19 protein-coding genes are annotated in these 15,293 nt (G+C 68.5%); 15 read left to right on the top strand and 4 right to left on the bottom strand.

The window, feature by feature from the left end:
* Positions 1-34: 34 nt before the first annotated feature.
* The 10 genes from GR168_RS17945 to GR168_RS17900 all read left to right on the top strand — a co-directional run bounded on the left by GR168_RS17945 (position 35) and on the right by GR168_RS17900 (position 7,423).
* The gene (locus tag GR168_RS17945) at positions 35-1,048 is read left to right on the top strand and encodes an o-succinylbenzoate synthase (RefSeq protein ID WP_058252374.1); all 1,014 of its coding nucleotides are present in this window, start codon (positions 35-37) and stop codon (positions 1,046-1,048) included.
* Between the two features lie 100 nt (positions 1,049-1,148).
* On the top strand, positions 1,149-1,382 hold the full coding sequence (locus GR168_RS17940; RefSeq protein WP_058252373.1) for a hypothetical protein: 234 nt from the start codon (positions 1,149-1,151) through the stop codon (positions 1,380-1,382).
* A complete protein-coding gene (locus GR168_RS17935) occupies positions 1,379-2,011 on the top strand; it encodes a TetR/AcrR family transcriptional regulator (RefSeq protein WP_058252372.1) in 633 nt (210 codons plus the stop codon). Before GR168_RS17940 ends, GR168_RS17935 begins: the two co-directional genes overlap by 4 nt.
* A gap of 75 nt (positions 2,012-2,086) precedes the next feature.
* Positions 2,087-3,016: an SDR family oxidoreductase gene (locus GR168_RS17930; RefSeq protein ID WP_058252371.1), complete on the top strand. Its 930-nt coding sequence runs from the start codon at positions 2,087-2,089 to the stop codon at positions 3,014-3,016.
* An 11-nt stretch (positions 3,017-3,027) separates the two neighbouring features.
* The gene (locus GR168_RS17925; RefSeq protein ID WP_058252370.1) at positions 3,028-3,624 is read left to right on the top strand and encodes a hypothetical protein; all 597 of its coding nucleotides are present in this window, start codon (positions 3,028-3,030) and stop codon (positions 3,622-3,624) included.
* Positions 3,621-4,160 carry a hypothetical protein gene (locus GR168_RS17920; protein WP_058252369.1) on the top strand — a complete coding sequence of 180 codons (540 nt, stop codon included), beginning with the start codon at positions 3,621-3,623 and terminating at the stop codon, positions 4,158-4,160. Before GR168_RS17925 ends, GR168_RS17920 begins: the two co-directional genes overlap by 4 nt.
* Before the next feature lie 28 nt (positions 4,161-4,188).
* A complete protein-coding gene (locus tag GR168_RS17915) occupies positions 4,189-4,827 on the top strand; it encodes a hypothetical protein (protein ID WP_058252368.1) in 639 nt (212 codons plus the stop codon).
* Positions 4,824-5,396, top strand: coding sequence for a hypothetical protein (locus tag GR168_RS17910; RefSeq protein WP_058252367.1), 573 nt, complete (start codon positions 4,824-4,826; stop codon positions 5,394-5,396). The genes GR168_RS17915 and GR168_RS17910 overlap by 4 nt, the downstream gene beginning before the upstream one ends.
* 88 nt (positions 5,397-5,484) lie before the next feature.
* The gene (locus tag GR168_RS17905) at positions 5,485-6,678 is read left to right on the top strand and encodes an FAD-dependent oxidoreductase (RefSeq protein WP_058252366.1); all 1,194 of its coding nucleotides are present in this window, start codon (positions 5,485-5,487) and stop codon (positions 6,676-6,678) included.
* Positions 6,679-6,685: 7 nt separating this feature from the next.
* Positions 6,686-7,423 (top strand): DNA alkylation repair protein, encoded by a 738-nt coding sequence (locus GR168_RS17900; RefSeq protein WP_058252365.1) that lies wholly within the window; start codon positions 6,686-6,688, stop codon positions 7,421-7,423.
* 8 nt (positions 7,424-7,431) lie between these two features.
* On the opposite strand, the gene GR168_RS17895 is transcribed toward GR168_RS17900, so the two are convergent.
* The 3 genes from GR168_RS17895 to mftR form a co-directional block, all read right to left on the bottom strand.
* On the bottom strand, positions 7,432-7,821 hold the full coding sequence (locus GR168_RS17895; RefSeq protein ID WP_058252436.1) for a hypothetical protein: 390 nt from the start codon (positions 7,819-7,821) through the stop codon (positions 7,432-7,434).
* A 52-nt stretch (positions 7,822-7,873) separates the two neighbouring features.
* A complete protein-coding gene (locus GR168_RS17890; RefSeq protein ID WP_058252364.1) occupies positions 7,874-8,932 on the bottom strand; it encodes a ferredoxin--NADP reductase in 1,059 nt (352 codons plus the stop codon).
* A gap of 131 nt (positions 8,933-9,063) precedes the next feature.
* Entirely contained in the window at positions 9,064-9,681 is a 618-nt protein-coding gene (gene mftR, locus GR168_RS17885; protein ID WP_058252363.1) for a mycofactocin system transcriptional regulator, read from the bottom strand.
* Positions 9,682-9,839: 158 nt separating this feature from the next.
* Here mftR and mftA point away from each other — a divergent pair, with 158 nt between their 5' ends.
* The 5 genes from mftA (at position 9,840) to GR168_RS17860 (ending at position 13,842) form a co-directional block, all read left to right on the top strand.
* Entirely contained in the window at positions 9,840-9,947 is a 108-nt protein-coding gene (gene mftA, locus GR168_RS17880) for a mycofactocin precursor MftA (RefSeq protein ID WP_058252362.1), read from the top strand.
* Positions 9,947-10,297, top strand: coding sequence for a mycofactocin biosynthesis chaperone MftB (mftB, locus tag GR168_RS17875; RefSeq protein ID WP_058252361.1), 351 nt, complete (start codon positions 9,947-9,949; stop codon positions 10,295-10,297). Before mftA ends, mftB begins: the two co-directional genes overlap by 1 nt.
* A 73-nt stretch (positions 10,298-10,370) precedes the next feature.
* A complete protein-coding gene (gene mftC, locus GR168_RS17870; protein ID WP_058252360.1) occupies positions 10,371-11,666 on the top strand; it encodes a mycofactocin radical SAM maturase in 1,296 nt (431 codons plus the stop codon).
* 102 nt (positions 11,667-11,768) lie between these two features.
* The gene (gene mftD / locus GR168_RS17865) at positions 11,769-12,968 is read left to right on the top strand and encodes a pre-mycofactocin synthase MftD (protein WP_058252359.1); all 1,200 of its coding nucleotides are present in this window, start codon (positions 11,769-11,771) and stop codon (positions 12,966-12,968) included.
* Between the two features lie 61 nt (positions 12,969-13,029).
* The gene (locus GR168_RS17860) at positions 13,030-13,842 is read left to right on the top strand and encodes a mycofactocin-coupled SDR family oxidoreductase (protein ID WP_058252358.1); all 813 of its coding nucleotides are present in this window, start codon (positions 13,030-13,032) and stop codon (positions 13,840-13,842) included.
* A 240-nt stretch (positions 13,843-14,082) separates the two neighbouring features.
* On the opposite strand, the gene GR168_RS17855 is transcribed toward GR168_RS17860, so the two are convergent.
* Entirely contained in the window at positions 14,083-15,195 is a 1,113-nt protein-coding gene (locus GR168_RS17855) for a CaiB/BaiF CoA-transferase family protein (protein WP_058252357.1), read from the bottom strand.
* Positions 15,196-15,293: the final 98 nt, after the last annotated feature.

The raw sequence follows: 15,293 nt of genomic DNA, 5'->3' as shown, positions 1-15,293 counted from the left end.
CGCGGGGTGATCTGTGTGCGGAGAGGGAGGACGGATGATGCGGGGCAGGCAACCGGACTGGGCGCTTCCCGACGTCGAGGAGGTCCTCGCTTCCGCTGTCGCGGTGCGCCTGCCGATGCGTACGAGATTCCGCGGCCTGACCACGCGCGAGACGATGGTCTTCGCGGGGCCGGCGGGTTGGGGGGAGTTCGGTCCGTTCGTCGAGTACGACGACCCGGAGGCGGCCTCGTGGCTACGGGCCGGCATCGAGGCCGCCTGGGTCGGTCCTCCCACCGCGGTCCGCGACACCGTCCCGGTCAACGCGACCGTGCCCGCCATCCCCGCCGACGAGGTCGGCGCATTGCTGCAGCGATACCCCGGCGCGGGAACCGCGAAGGTCAAGGTCGCCGAGCCGGGGCAGACCCTCGACGACGACGTCGCCCGGGTCGCGGCGACGCGGGCGCTCATCGGCAGGGTGCGCATCGATGCGAACGGCGGCTGGACCGTCGACGAGGCCATCGCCGCCCTGCGCGCCATCGGTGAGGTCGAGTATGCCGAACAGCCCTGTCGCACAGTCGAAGAACTGGCGGCCGTGCGTCGGGCGGTCGAGGTGCCGATCGCGGCCGACGAATCCATCAGGAAGGCCGAGGACCCGTACCGTGTCGTCGCGGCCGACGCCGCTGACGTGGCGGTGGTCAAGGTCGCGCCGCTCGGCGGCATGCGCGCAACCCTCCAGCTCGCCGAGAACCTGGGACTCGACATCGTGGTCTCGAGTGCCCTCGACAGCGCGATCGGGATGGCCGCCGGCGTGGCTGCCGCGGCCGCGCTACCGCGCCTGGAACTCGCGTGCGGGCTGGGCACCGGGTCGTTGCTCGCCACGGATGTCGCCGCGTCGTTCCAGATGGTCGACGGCGCGGTGGGAACGCGATGGTTCGGCCCCGACGCCGCGGTCGACGTGCGGGAACCCGCGGTCGAAGAAGAGCGTCAGTACTGGTGGCGCGAGCGTCTGCGGCGGTGTCACCGCCTGCTGACGATGGACGGGTCGCCCACGGGTCGCGGGCGAGGATAGGAACGCATTTTCCGATCTGTCTCAACGTGGTCTATCATGCGATGTGGGTCACATGCCGACCGTCCGTACCCGGGGCGGCCGTTGCGGGAGGGAGACAATCATGGCCTCGGTTCTGGCGACAGTGCCGGCAGCAGCCGATTCGGTCGGCGTCCCGTCTCCCGGCCGCAACGGAACCCCGTTGCACGTCGGCCGGGGTCGCGGTGTCCGCGGACGCCGGACCGCCGGGCTGTATTTTGACCAGATGGAGATCACGGAGATCAGACATCGCCGGCTGCACGAAAACCACTGGTCGGCACCCGAGGACTCGCAGCCCGCCACCCGTCGGCGGCGATGACCGTGGCAGGCACCGGAACCAAGGCCGACAGCAGGAATCGGACCTCGACGCGTAAGGTCCGCAACACCGCCAGCCCGGCCGACCAGGAAGCCGCGATCCTCGCGGCCGCCGGGGCGGAGTTCGCCGAGGTCGGTGTCCGCCGCGCGAACATCGACGAGGTCGCCGCGCGGGCTGGAGTGAGCCGCAGCACCTTGTACCGGCGCTTCCCGAACAAGGATGCGCTGCTCTACGCGGTGGCCAACGACGCCTACGAGACGGGCATGCAGAAGCTCGAGGCCTCGGTGAAGGGGCTCGGACCCAAGGCCGCACTGGTGGAGGCGTTCGCTGTCGGCGCCGAGTGGGTCAACTCCGATCCGCTGCTGAGCCGGATCGTCCTCACCGACTCCGAGATCAAGAGCGTCACGTCGACGATGACGTCGTTGTTCATCGACATGGTCACCGACCGGGTCGCGGCCACACTCCGCGACGAGGGTGCGCAGATGCCCGTCGAGGATCTGCTGGAAGCCGTCGAGATCCATGTGCGACTGGTGATCTCACTGCTGGAGACGCCGCCGTCGGACCCTGCTCGCAACGAACCCCAGCGCGTTCGGGATTTCGCCGCCAAGTTCCTCGCACCGATGATCTGGTGAAACCCCACCGGAGATGACGGGCCACGCCGGCCCCGTTCCTCTCGTCTGAAGTCCGCATCCACCGAAGGAGATCCAATGAGTCTGCGTGACAAGCTGTCCCGCACACCCGACCACGACGCGATCCGCGCCGCGCTACGGGACAAGGTCGTGGTCATCACCGGCGGCGCGCGTGGCATCGGATTCGAGACCGCGACCCAGCTGTCCGAGGCGGGGGCCAGGGTCGCGATCGGTGATGTGGATTCCGAGGCGGTGGGCAAGGCCGCCGCCGACCTCGGTTGCGAGGGCATCGAGGTGGACGTGACCAAACGCGAGTCCTTCGATGCGTTCCTGACCGAGGTCGAAAACCGGCTCGGACCGATCGACGTGCTCGTGAACAACGCCGGGATCATGCCGGTCGGACCGTTCCTCTCCTACGACGACACGATCATCCGCCGGACCTACGAGATCGACGTCCTGGGCGTGATCATCGGATGCCAGGAGGCGGCCCGTCGGATGGCGCCCCGCCGGACCGGCCACATCGTGAACATCGCATCGACGGCCGGGCGCATACCCACCCCCGGCCTCACCATCTACAACGGCGCCAAGGCAGCCGTCATCGAGTTCTCCGAGGCGCTGGGCGCCGAGCTGGAGCCGCAGGGCGTCGCCGTCAGCGCGGTACTCCCCACGTTCACGCGAACCGCCCTGATCTCCGGCCTGCAGACCAACAAGTTCATCCAGACCGTCGAGCCCGGCGAGGTGGCGTCGATCGTCGTGCAGACGATCGCGCGGCCGGTGGTCCGCGTCTACGCGCCCCGGTCGATGCGGTGGGCGGAGTCGGGCGCGCTGTTCCCACAGGCGATGAAGCGGTGGTCGCGCCGGTTGACCAAGCTGGACTCGATCTTCCTGAGCCCCGACCAGCAGGCGCGCGCGGCATACTCCAGCCGGATCCGCGGTGAGAAGGTCGAGACCCGGGCGCCGGGCGACAGTCTGACGCAGCCCCAGGAGAGCACGCCCCTGTCGTCGTGAAGAGGGACGGCATGGGTGCTCGGTCGGGGGCGCAGGAGGTGTCCGCCGACCGGGCCGCGAGGCGCGAGCTGCGCGAGGCACTGGACGATCTGCACACCCTCGAGTTCGAGGCCGGACTCCGTCGGCGCCTGTCGCGGCTCCGGTGGGTCGTCGCGGTCGTGGTCCTCGTCGTCGCGCTCGTGCTCGCGGGGGTGGCGGTGACCGCGTGGCAGCGAGACCGTGAGCGGTACTCCGATGCCGAACTCCAGTCCGCGGCGGCCGACCGGGTTGCGGTGCTCATCGCCCCGGACAGCCGAGACGATCGGCGCGCCCAGCGCATCCTGGCCGGCGCCACCGGCACCTTCTACGACGAGTTCGCCCAATCCGCCGACAGCTACACCGAATTCATCCGGGCCAACGGCACCGTCGCGCAGTCCTCCGTCGACGGCACGGGGATCTCCGTCCGGACCGGCGACACCGCCACGGTCCTCGTCGCGGCCACCGTCGTCTTCACCGGTGGGGCGGCGGCGGCCGAGACCGGCGACCAGGCGCGCAGATTCCGGTTGCGGGTGCTCATCACACCGGCCGACGACACGCTGAAACTGAGTGCGGTGCAGTACCTTCCATGACGCCACCGACTCACACCCCGGGCGTCGAGCCGGTCCCGGGACGCGGAACTACCCGGCCGATCGGGGTGCGAGGTGCCACCATCCGCCTCGCGATCGCGGCGGTTGTCCTGGTCGCGACGCTCGTCGTGGTGCTCACCCTGTGGAATTCGCACCGCACGGGCTCCGACGTCACGGAGAGCCGAGACCAGTTGCGAGCACAGGCGGGAACGATCGTCGCGGACGTCTTCTCGGTCGATGCGGACCGCTGGCAGCAGGACCGGACGCGGGCGCGGGAGCGGGTCGCCGACGAGTTCACCGACAGCTACGGGGCCCAGCTCGATCGGCCCCCGCCCGAGGGGACGTCGTCGGTGACCTGGCGCCCCGAGGTCGTCAGCATCGTCGCGGTCGACGCCGCGGAGGGGGAGGCGCTGCTGCGTGTCGTGGTGACAGTACGTCCGGCCGCGGGGCCGGCGACGACCGTTCAACGCACGGTCCTGGCCCGCTACGCGCGGTCGGACGACACATGGCTCCTCGCGGCGGCGGATGTGATCGGATGACCGTCCATCGGAATCTGCGGGTGCGACGATGACCGAGACCATCACCACGCGAATCGAACTCGCCCGCGCCCGGGTCGACGCGGCGACCCGACGGGCGCGCACCGCCCGGATCGTCGCCGCGCCGGCGCTCCGGGCGCGTGCGGCACGCCGGACACAGACGGTGCGCCGGACTCTCGTCGGAGCAGCGATCGCGGTGGTCGTCCTCGTTGGCGTCGCCGGCTTTCTTGCCTGGCAGATCCGCGGCCAGCAGGCGGCGACCGAGTTGCAGGACGACGTGCTCGCATCCGCCCGCGGCGCCGTCACCGTCATGCTGACCGCCGACCCGGCCGACCCCGAAGGCTACGTGACACGCGTGGCGGAGGTGAGCACCGGACCGCAGCTGAAACGGATCGACGCCGCCCGGGAGGCACTGATGACAGAGGTGGGCGGGAAACGGGGTTCGAGTGTCGGGCAAGTGATCTCGGCCGGGCTCGTCACCGATCCGTCGTCCGACGACATCGGTGGAAGCGTGGACGTGCTCGTCGTCGCCGACGCGACGAACCCGGCGCTCCTGGGCGGGTCGGGGGACGGTTCGGAGATCGACACCACCGGGGAGCGGATCACGGCGCTGATCACCATGACGCGCACCGACGGCGGCTGGAAGATCGCCGAGGCGAGGCGTCCATGACCACCGCTCACGACCGGGTCCTGCTACCGGCACGGCCGACCCGAACCCAACGCATCCGCATGCGGCTTCTCATCGCCGCATCGGCGGTATCCCTGGTGGTCGCGGCGATCGCGGGCGCCGCGACCCTGCGCCCCGATCCCGACCCGACCGAGGCGCAACGCAGCGAGATCCTCAGCGCGGCTGCGGCTGCCGTGAGTGCGCTTCTGACCTACTCGCCCGACGACCCCGCCGACCGGCGGCAGGCGACCGACGCGTTGCTGACCGACCCGCTACGCCTGGAGTACCGGAACCGCGGTACCGACGTCGTGGTTCCCGGCGTCCGTGCATCAGCGTTGTCGGTGACCGGCGAGGTCGTCGGTGCCGGACTGCAGGAGGGCGACTCGGAACGCGCCCGGGTGCTCGTCTTCGCCGACCAGCGGGTGACAGCCGGGTCCGGTTCACCGGCACCGGGTGCCGCGAGTCGTCCACCGGCCGAGACGACCTCTATCGCCCGGTGGGCACTTATGCGTAAGGTCGACGGGAATTGGCTGCTGTCCGACCTGCAACCGGTCGGCGACGTGACCCGTTGAGACACGAGATGCCCGGCCCCGGGCGGTCCGCGTGACCGCCGGCGCAGACGGGTGCTCGCGGGGTGGGATGACGAAAAGGGGACCAGAGATGAGTGCATCGAGCGCGGGTGTGGTGATCGTCGGAGCCGGACTCGGCGGAATCCGGGTCGCGGAGAACCTGCGGAACAACGGCTTCACCGATCCGATCACCCTCGTCGGAGCCGAAGCGCATCCACCGTACGACCGTCCGCCGCTGTCGAAGTCGGTGCTGCTGGGCAAGGACGACCGCGTCGATCTCAAACCCGCGGAGTTCTACGAGGACTCCGACATCACGCTGCGACTCGGTGAAGCGGTGACCGCGGTGTCACCGACGGACCGGACGATCACACTGGCCTCCGGCGCCACCGTCGCCTACGACACTCTCGTACTGGCGACCGGGCTCGATCCGCGGCCGTTTCCCGGTCTCGCAGAGAACGTCCGTGGCGCGCACGTGCTCCGCACCTACGACGACGCGGTGGCGCTGCGTCGCGAGATCGATTCCGCGAGCACCGCAGTCGTCATCGGCGCCGGCTTCATCGGATGCGAGGTGGCGGCCGGCCTCGCGGCCCGCGGACTGGCGGTCAGCCTCGTCGAACCGGCTCCGACGCCGCTCGCCGTGGCGCTGGGGGAGCGGATCGGCGCCCTGGTGTCGCGGTTGCACGTGGCCAACGGCATCGATCTGCGGACCGGGGTCGGGGTCGCGAAGATCGACGTGTCCGACGGGCGGGTCAGCGCGGTCGAACTCACCGACGGCACCACCCTGCCCGCCGACATCGTCGTCGTCGGTATCGGTTCGACCCCGGTGACCGGGTACCTGGACGGGTCGGGTATCGAGTTCGCCGCACGCGAGGTGGGGGGCGGAATCGCCTGTGATGCAACCGGACACACCAGCGCTGAGAGCGTCTACGCCCTCGGTGACGTGGCGAACTGGCTCGACGAGGACGGGCGGCCGAAACGCGTCGAGCACTGGAACCACACGGTCGAGCAGGCCTCGGTCGTCGCGCACCAGATCACCGGTGGCGACGCGGTCACCGCGTCGGTCGCCTATTTCTGGAGCGACCAGTTCGACGTCAAGATCCAGGTACTCGGCTCCCCGCGCGCCGATGACGAGGTCCACGTCGTCGACGACGACGGGAAGAAGTTCGTTGCCTACTACAGCCGGGACGGCGTGCTCACCGGGGTGGTGGGCGCCGGCAAGGTGGGTGCCGTGATGAAGACCCGGCCGAAGCTGCAGACCCCCACTCCCGTGGCGGATCTGCTGTAGTGACGCAGTGACGGATACGCCCACCGCTACGCGGGTGCGCGACGCCGCGGCCGAGGTGGCCGACCCGCAGCTCGCGCTCGGCCAGGCTGCGTTCTTCCAGGCCCGACCGGGGGGATACGGGGAGGGTGACGAATTCCTCGGAATCCGTGTACCGGTACAACGGAAGCTCGCGAAGGGGTTCCGCGGCATCGCGTCGGATCAGGTCGTCGACTTGCTCGACTCACCGATCCACGAGCATCGCCTGATCGCATTGTTCCTCCTGCGTGAGGAGTTCGAACGCGAGCTACGCCGCGGCGGCGACGGCAAGGGTTGGGTCGACCTCTACCTCGACGCCGTGCGCCGCGGCCGGGTGAACAACTGGGATCTCGTCGACTCGTCCGCCGATCCCGTCCTCGGCGAATACTGCTGGCGCAGCGGCGAACTCGATCTCGTCCTGCAACACGCGCGGGACGACGATCTGTGGCGGCGCCGGGTGGGGGTGATCGCGACCTTCGCCTTCATCAAGCACGGCGACCCGGCGGCACTGCTCGCGGTGGCGCCGCTCGTCCGCGACGACCGACGGGGTCTCATCCAGAAGGCATTCGGCTGGATGCTGCGGGAGGTCGGCAAACGAGTCGACGAGAGCGTCCTGCTCGGCTACCTGGACGACAACGCTGCCCGGATGGGCCGCACCGCACTGTCATACGCGCTCGAACACCGGACCCCGGAGGAGCGTGCCCACTACCGCGCCCTCCGGGATCTGTGACGACAGGGTCAGCCCTCGCGTGCGACCTTCGCAGCGGCCCAGATCATCGGGAACTGGAACGGCAACCGGGCCAGCGCGACGATCTTGTAGGGCAGCGGCCGGTCCCACCACAGCCGGACCATGTTGATGTTGGCGGGGTAGACGGCGAGGAACAGCAGCACCGACGCCGCGCCGGCGGCGCGTCGGGTCTTCGGAGCGAGAAGTGCCGCGCCCAAACCGATCTCGGCAACACCGGAAGCGTAGGTCAGCGTGCGGGGGTCGCCGGGGATCTCCTCCGGGATGATCTCGTCGAACGGTTTGGGTGCCACGAAGTGGAGCACTCCGATGCTGATGAGCATCGCGGCGAGGCCACGGGCGAGCTGGACGGGGTCGAGCCGGGAACCGCGGATGGTGCTCACGTCGTCGTTCTCCTTCGATGGACCGGTGACTGCACGAACTCGAACCACTCTCTCAGAATTCGACCTTCAGCGTGTCCGATGTCGGATGCGCCTGACAGCCGAGGATGTACCCGTCCTCGATGTCCTCGGGGTCGAGCGCGCCGGCGTTGTCCATGTCGACGCTGCCCTCGGTGAGAGTGCAGGCGCACGAACCGCACTCACCCTCCTGGCAGGAATACGGGGCATCGAGTCCGGCGGCGAGCATGATGTCGACGAGAGTTCGTGAGCGAGGCCAGGTCAGGGTGTGGGTCTCACCGTCGAGCTCCACCTCGACGGTGGCGGCACCCGCCTGCTCCTCCTCACTCACCTCGCCGAGTTCGACGTCGGCGAACGGGTCGCCGGACAGCGAGTTGTAGACCTCGGTGTGGACGTTGTGGTGCGGGAAGTTCGCGTCCGACAGACCCTTGTGGACGGCATCCATGAACGGGCCCGGTCCGCACATGTAGGCGACGTGCGACGTCGCGTAGGGCGCGAAAGCCGTTGCCAGAGCGGCCGCACTCGGCAGACCCTGGAGTGATTCGAGCCAGTGGACGAGGGTGAGCCGATTTGGGTGGGCGGCCAGGAGTTCTCGGAGTTCGGCGGCGAAGATCACGTCGGCGACGTCCCGGTTGGCATAGAAGAAGACGATCGGTGCGTCGCCCTTCTCGAGGGCCGCCTTGAGGATCGACATCACCGGCGTGACACCGCTGCCGGCCGCGATGAGCAGCAATGGGGTGTCATAGGACTTCGGGGTGAACACGCCCGATGGCGGCAGCACCTCGACCTGGGTGCCGGGGGAGAGGTTGTCGCACACCCAGTTGGATCCGTAGCCGTCGGCGGTGCGCTTCACGGTCACCTTGGGCTGCGGGTCGGTGAACGGCGACGACGCGAGGGAGTAGCAGCGCGCGACCGAACCAGTCTGCTCGCTCGGAATCCGTAGCGTGAGGAACTGCCCCGGTTTGTAATCGGTGAACGGCTTCGGCGAGGCCTCGGGTAGTTCGAAGGCGATGGACTTGGCCTCGGCCGTCTCGTCGATCACCTCGGACACCGTGAGGATCACGCTGCGTGAACCGTGAGGGGTCAGGTCAGACATGTGCGCAGTCTCCGCCGTCGAGGACCGGCACCCCGGCCCAAATTAGAACACGTTCTACTTCAGCCTAGCGCAACGACCGGTGTTCCCACGAGGGGCTTGCGGTCGATCACTTGCGGCCGTTGCCAGCGTAGTCACGCCAGGGCGGCCACGCCGTCGGCCACGGTGCGCGCGCCGGACTCGATGAGCGTCTCCAGGTCGGCATCGGGGTCGTCGAGCCATTTCTCGTACGCGGCGAGGGCGGCACCGAGGCACAGCCAGCCGATGGTCTGCGGCAGGTGATCGCGGACATCGACGCCCAGCCGGGTCGCGCAGAACTCGGCGATGACCTGACGCCAGTCGGCATAGACGATCATCGAATGTGCCTGCAGCGCAGGCACCCCGAGGAGGAGGGACATACGTCGGCGATGGTTGTCGAGTTCCTCGGCGGGCACCCGGTTGAACGAGACGAGGGCGTCGACGAGGGCCTGCGCCATCGGCGTCTCGGGCGGGATGCCGGCGAGGAGAGTGCGTAGTTCGAGGAGATGGTCGTCGAACTCGCCCCAGGGGATCTCGTTCTTCGACGAGTAATACCGGAACAGTGTGCGCCGGGCTATCCCGGCCGCCTCGGCGATGTCGTCGACGCTGGTGTCCTCGAAGCCCTGGGTGGTGAAGAGGCGGATCGCGAGTGCGCTGATCTGCGCACGCGACGTGATGGGGCGCCGGCCCGGCGGGGTACGTGCGGGCTCGTCACCGCGCATCTTCGTGGTCATCGGGACCTCAGCCTATGGGACCGGTGTCGTCCGGATCGACAGAACCGTCCACCTGGCCATTCGGGCAGTTCGCTCGCGAACGCTGGATTTCTGCACCGAGTGCCACTAGAGTCTGTCGTGATCCACATCACTAACCCACCAACCAGGAGGTATGGATCATGGCAGATCAGTCCGCTGCGACCAGTCACAGCTCGAACGACACCGAACTCCTCGCCGAGTCACTCGTCGAAGAGGTCTCGATCGACGGGATGTGCGGGGTCTACTGATGTCAGCCCCGACATCGAATCCGATCTCCGGCGACCGTTCCGCGGTCGCCGGGGTCCGGTTCGACACCCCAGCCGAGGCGCCCGGTTTCGACACGCTCGAGCCGTGGCGGCTCAATCCGAAGGTCGCTCTGCGGCCGGAACCGTTCGGCGCGCTGCTGTACCACTTCGGTACGCGCAAGCTGTCGTTCCTCAAGAACCTCACCGTCGTCGGCATCGTGCAATCACTCGCCGACCACGACTCGGCGGAGGCCGCCCTCCTCGCCGCCGGGATCTCGCCCGCCCAACGTCCCCTGTACCTGCAGGCGCTCACCGCCCTCGCCGACAGCGGCATGATCGTGCCCCGCTCCTGAGCGATCAGGCCCGACGTCCCGGCCCGGACGTCCCAGTCCCGAACCGACAGCCCCGAATGCAAGGACCTCAACGATGACGACCATCGAGATGCCGCCCACAGCAACCGAATTCGCGAGTGCACTCCGGGCGCCCGCACCGACCGCCGGCGAGGTGCCGAAGGTCGGCCGGCTCGTCGACCAGTTCGAGAAGGGTCTCGACGCGCCCATCTGCCTCACCTGGGAACTGACCTATGCGTGCAACCTCGCGTGCGTGCACTGCCTGTCGTCGTCGGGCAAACGCGATCCCCGCGAGCTGTCCACCGAACAGTGCAAGGCGATCATCGACGAGTTGCAGCGGATGCAGGTCTTCTACGTCAACATCGGCGGCGGCGAACCGACCGTTCGCCCGGACTTCTGGGAGCTCGTCGACTACGCCACCAGCCATCAGGTGGGGGTGAAGTTCTCCACCAACGGCCTGCGCATCGACAAGAAGGTGGCCGCGAGACTCGCGGCGTCGGATTATGTCGACGTCCAGATCTCGCTGGACGGGGCGACCGCGGAGGTCAACGACGCGGTCCGCGGTCCGGGTTCGTTCGACATGGCCGTCCGTGCGCTGGAGAACCTGGCAGAGGCGGGTTTCGCCGACGCCAAGATCAGCGTCGTCATGACGCGACAGAACGTCGCGCAACTCGACGAGTTCAAGGCGCTCGCCGACCGCTACAACGCCACGCTGCGCATCACCCGGTTGCGTCCCTCCGGCCGGGGCGCCGACGTGTGGGATGACCTGCATCCGTTGCCGCACCAGCAGCGCGAACTCTACGACTGGCTTGTCGCACACGGTGATCGAGTGCTGACGGGTGACTCGTTCTTCCATCTGTCGGCGTTCGGTTCCGATTCCGGCGGCGGCCTCCCCGGCCTCAATCTGTGTGGTGCGGGACGCGTGGTCTGCCTCATCGACCCGGTCGGTGACGTGTACGCGTGCCCGTTCGCGATCCACGAGAACTTCCTCGCCGGGAACATCCTGTCCGACGGCGGTTTCCAGGAGATCTGGCAGCGGTCGGACCTGTTCACCGAATTGCGCGAACCGCAGAACGCCGGCGCCTGCACGAAGTGTGCGCATTTCGACGCCTGCCGCGGCGGGTGCATGGCCGCGAAGTTCTTCACCGGCCTCCCGCTCGCCGGCCCGGACCCGGAGTGCGTGCAGGGTTACGGTGAGGAACTCCTCGCCGGCGACCGCACGAAACCGACCGCCAACAAGGACCATTCACGCGGCACGCCGCTGACCCTGATGACCCGGCGGCCCGACGGCGACCTGACCCCGGTGGCCTCGCGTCCCACCAAGTCCTGTGACGAGAACCCGCTCGCCGGGTTCACCCCCGCCGCGCGGTAGATCGCCCGCGGTACACCACGGGGCGCGCCGTCGTCGGAACCGGCGCCCCGTCTCCATGAGAGCCAACCGGTCTCCATGGATGGATCAATGAGTAGGAAGAACATGTCTGCCAACCCCTGGGCCCGAAATCCCTGGTTCGAGACCGTCACCGAGGCGCAGCGCCGGGCCAAGAAGCGGCTGCCCAAATCGGTGTACTCGTCGCTGGTCGCCGGTACGCAGGCCGGTGTCACCGTCGACGACAACGTCCGCGCGTTCTCCGAACTGGGCTGGGCGCCGCACGTCGTCGGTGTGCAGTCCGACCGCGAGATGACGACAACGGTGATGGGGCAAGAGATCTCGTTCCCGGTGATGATCTCGCCGACCGGCGTGCAGGCCGTCGACCCGGAGGGTGAAGTCGCCGTCGCCCGCGCCGCCGCGGCCCGCGGAACGGCGATGGGGCTGTCGAGCTTCGCCTCGCACGCGGTCGAGGAGGTCACCGCGGTCAATGACAAGGTGTTCTTCCAGATCTACTGGCTGGGCAGCCGCGAGGAGATCCTCGCGCGAGCCGAGCGCGCGAAGGCGGCCGGCGCGAAGGGGCTGATCGTCACGACCGACTGGGTCTTCAACGTCGGACGCGACTGGGGCAGCCCCGAGATCCCCGAGAAGGTCGACCTCAAGGCGCTTCTCCGTCTGGGGCCGGAGATCGCGGTCAAGCCGAGGTACGCACTCGATTGGGTCAAGGGCGGGAAGATCAACATCCCCGACCTGACCGCGCCGAACCTCACACCGCAGGGGGTGCCCGGGCCGACGTTCTTCGGGGCCTACGGGTCCTGGATGAACACGCCGCCGCCCACCTGGGAGGACCTGAAGTGGTTGCGCGAGCAGTGGGATGGCCCCTTCATGGTCAAGGGCATCACCCGTCTCGACGACGCGAAGCGGGCAGTGGACATCGGCGCGACGGCACTGTCGGTGTCCAACCACGGGGGCAACAATCTCGACGGCACGCCGGCGACGATCCGCCTCCTTCCCGACATCGCGGCCGCGGTGGGCAACGACATCGAGGTCCTGCTCGACGGTGGTATCCGACGCGGCAGCGATGTGGCCAAAGCGCTGGCGCTCGGGGCCCGCGCGGTCATGATCGGCCGTGCCTACCTCTGGGGTCTAGCCGCCAACGGCCAGGCCGGTGTCGAGAACGTGCTGGACCTCATGCGCATGGGACTCGACGGCGTGCTGATGGGTCTCGGCCACAAGAGCGTGCACGAGCTCTCGGCCGCCGACCTCGTCGTACCCGACGGCTTCACCCGCGCGTTCGGGCACGCCTGAACCGTTCGTCGGGCCCCGGCGAACACTGGGGAGCAGAACTAGAACGTGTTACAGTTCTGCCATGGGACAGTTCGACGGCAAGGTCGTCTACATCACCGGCATCGCCCGAGGTCAAGGTCGCAATCATGCGATCCGGTTCGCCCGTGAGGGGGCCGCGATCGTCGGCCTCGACATCGCGGGTCCGATCATCGACCACGCGACCTACCCCGCGGCCACGGCCGACGACCTCGCCGAGACGATTCGTCTCGTCGAGGGCGTCGGCGGCAAGATCCTTGCACGGCAGGGAGATACGCGCGATCTTGCTTTCCAGCAGCAGCTCGTGGCCGACGCCGTCGAGCAGTTCGGTCGGCTCGACCACGTCGTCGCCAACGCCGGGGTGCTGACCTGGGGCAAGGTCTGGGAGCTCAGCGAAGAGCAGTTCACCGACGTCGTCGACATCAACCTCGTCGGCGCGTGGAAGACGCTGAAGGCCACCATTCCGGCGATGCTCGAGGCGGGCAACGGGGGCTCGATCACCGTCATCAGTTCCGTCGCGGGGCTGAAGGCGATGCCGCTGCAGGCGTCGTACTCGGCGTCGAAGTACGGACTCGTCGGACTGACCCAGACGACCGCGAAAGAGCTCGGTCACCATCGCATCCGGGTGAACAGCGTGCACCCGTACGCGGTCGACACCCCGATGGGTGTGGCTGACACCGAGGCCCACCGGATCTTCGGAATCCCCTGGGTCAACCCGCATTTCACGTCGATCCTCGACTACCATCCGGTCGCCGCGCTCGACGAGATCTCCGACGCCGTCCTCTACCTCGCGTCCGACAGTGCCAAGGGGATCACCGCGGCCGAGTTCCAGATCGACATGGGGCATTCGAAGGTCTGACGCCGCGCGGCCGCGGAAGAACCCTTGCGTTCGAGGGCGAGTGGCCGATTCATCTGCTCCCTGAGGTGCGAGCGAAGCGAGCCACGAAGGGCGACGTGAGTTGTCGCCCTTCGTGGCTCGTCGACCTCGACGCGCTCCTTCGTCGCTTGCTCGGCCCGGCGGCTTTCGCTCCTGGAACCTCGGGGAGCAATGGGCGGGTCGCCACCGCTTCTCCCGCACGGAGAAGCGGTGGCGGGACCCTCAGTCGGCCCAGAGCGTCGACGGATCGGTCGCCTCGGTGGTCGGGCCCGTGGGGGTCTCCGGCTTGGTGCGCGAGAAGCGCGGTGCCACCTGGGCCTGGGTCACGCCGTCGATGTCGACGAGGTTGGCGCGGGCGGCCATGTGGGCGTCGGCAGGTGCCTCGGCGAAGGTGAGGACCGGCGAGGTGCAGGCGTCGGTGCCCTCGAAGACCGCGGCCCATTCGTCGCGGGTGCGCGACTTGAAGGTCTCGGTGAAGATCTCCTTCAGCTTCCCCCACTGGGCGATGTCGTTCTGGTCCGGCAGGTCGGCGTCGGTGAGTTCGAGGCCCTTGAGCAGCTCGGCGTAGAACTGCGGTTCGATCGCGCCGACCGCCATGTACTTGCCGTCCGAGGTCTCGTAGACCTCGTAGTACGGAGCGCCGGTGTCGAGCATGTTCACACCCCGGGTGTCGCTCCACAGTCCGGTGCCGCGGAACGCCCACATCATCTGTCCGAGAACGGAAGCGCCGTCGACCATGGCCGCGTCGACGACCTGCCCCCGGCCGGACACCCCGCGCTCGAGCAGTGCCGCGAGCACACCGACGACGAGGAACATCGAACCGCCGCCGAAGTCACCGGCCAGGTTGAGCGGGGGCACGGGACGATCGTCCTTGCGTCCGATGGCGTGCAGCATGCCCGTGAGCGAGATGTAGTTGATGTCGTGGCCGGCGAGGTTGGCACGGGGTCCGTCCTGTCCCCAGCCGGTCATGCGCCCGTAGACGAGGCCGGGATTGACCTTCTCGAGGTCGTCGGGTCCGAGTCCGAGCCGTTCCATCACGCCGGGACGGAAACCCTCGAGGATCACATCGGCCTTGGCGACGAGGCCGAGAATGGTCTCCCGGTCGTTGTCGTCCTTGAGGTTGGCCTCGACGACGCGTCGGCCGCGGAGCAGAGCATCGGCATTGCGGCCGGGCTTGGGCAGCGACCCCGGGCGCTGAACGCGCACGACGTCGGCGCCGAGATCGGCCAGCAGCATGGCGGCATGCGGACCGGGGCCGATACCGGCGAACTCGATGACCCGGATCGAACTCAGAGGGCCGGGCTTGCCGCTGTCGTGTGGTGTGGCACTGCTCATGGGTGTCGTCCTCCCGATCGTTGTTCGCGCACTGTGTCAGGTGTCACTGGATGCTCTCAGCATTCCACAACCGATCGAACGCTCGTCAGAGTGGTGGT

Source organism: Gordonia sp. JH63 (assembly GCF_009856645.1).
Classification (GTDB): domain Bacteria; phylum Actinomycetota; class Actinomycetes; order Mycobacteriales; family Mycobacteriaceae; genus Gordonia; species Gordonia hongkongensis.
This window is presented reverse-complemented; position numbering and strand designations above follow the sequence as displayed.

Excerpts from the sequence above, each read along its gene's own strand:
- GR168_RS17910 (WP_058252367.1), top strand. The coding sequence starts at position 4,824 with ATGACCACCGCTCACGACCGGGTCCTGCTACCGGCACGGCCGACCCGA.
- GR168_RS17890 (WP_058252364.1), bottom strand. The coding sequence starts at position 8,932 with ATGTCTGACCTGACCCCTCACGGTTCACGCAGCGTGATCCTCACGGTG.
- mftA (WP_058252362.1), top strand. The coding sequence starts at position 9,840 with ATGGCAGATCAGTCCGCTGCGACCAGTCACAGCTCGAACGACACCGAA.
- GR168_RS17920 (WP_058252369.1), top strand. The coding sequence starts at position 3,621 with ATGACGCCACCGACTCACACCCCGGGCGTCGAGCCGGTCCCGGGACGC.
- GR168_RS17935 (WP_058252372.1), top strand. The coding sequence starts at position 1,379 with ATGACCGTGGCAGGCACCGGAACCAAGGCCGACAGCAGGAATCGGACC.
- mftD (WP_058252359.1), top strand. The coding sequence starts at position 11,769 with ATGTCTGCCAACCCCTGGGCCCGAAATCCCTGGTTCGAGACCGTCACC.
- GR168_RS17915 (WP_058252368.1), top strand. The coding sequence starts at position 4,189 with ATGACCGAGACCATCACCACGCGAATCGAACTCGCCCGCGCCCGGGTC.
- GR168_RS17940 (WP_058252373.1), top strand. The coding sequence starts at position 1,149 with ATGGCCTCGGTTCTGGCGACAGTGCCGGCAGCAGCCGATTCGGTCGGC.
- mftB (WP_058252361.1), top strand. The coding sequence starts at position 9,947 with ATGTCAGCCCCGACATCGAATCCGATCTCCGGCGACCGTTCCGCGGTC.
- GR168_RS17860 (WP_058252358.1), top strand. The coding sequence starts at position 13,030 with ATGGGACAGTTCGACGGCAAGGTCGTCTACATCACCGGCATCGCCCGA.
- GR168_RS17925 (WP_058252370.1), top strand. The coding sequence starts at position 3,028 with ATGGGTGCTCGGTCGGGGGCGCAGGAGGTGTCCGCCGACCGGGCCGCG.
- GR168_RS17945 (WP_058252374.1), top strand. The coding sequence starts at position 35 with ATGATGCGGGGCAGGCAACCGGACTGGGCGCTTCCCGACGTCGAGGAG.
- GR168_RS17855 (WP_058252357.1), bottom strand. The coding sequence starts at position 15,195 with ATGAGCAGTGCCACACCACACGACAGCGGCAAGCCCGGCCCTCTGAGT.
- GR168_RS17930 (WP_058252371.1), top strand. The coding sequence starts at position 2,087 with ATGAGTCTGCGTGACAAGCTGTCCCGCACACCCGACCACGACGCGATC.
- GR168_RS17905 (WP_058252366.1), top strand. The coding sequence starts at position 5,485 with ATGAGTGCATCGAGCGCGGGTGTGGTGATCGTCGGAGCCGGACTCGGC.
- mftR (WP_058252363.1), bottom strand. The coding sequence starts at position 9,681 with ATGACCACGAAGATGCGCGGTGACGAGCCCGCACGTACCCCGCCGGGC.
- mftC (WP_058252360.1), top strand. The coding sequence starts at position 10,371 with ATGACGACCATCGAGATGCCGCCCACAGCAACCGAATTCGCGAGTGCA.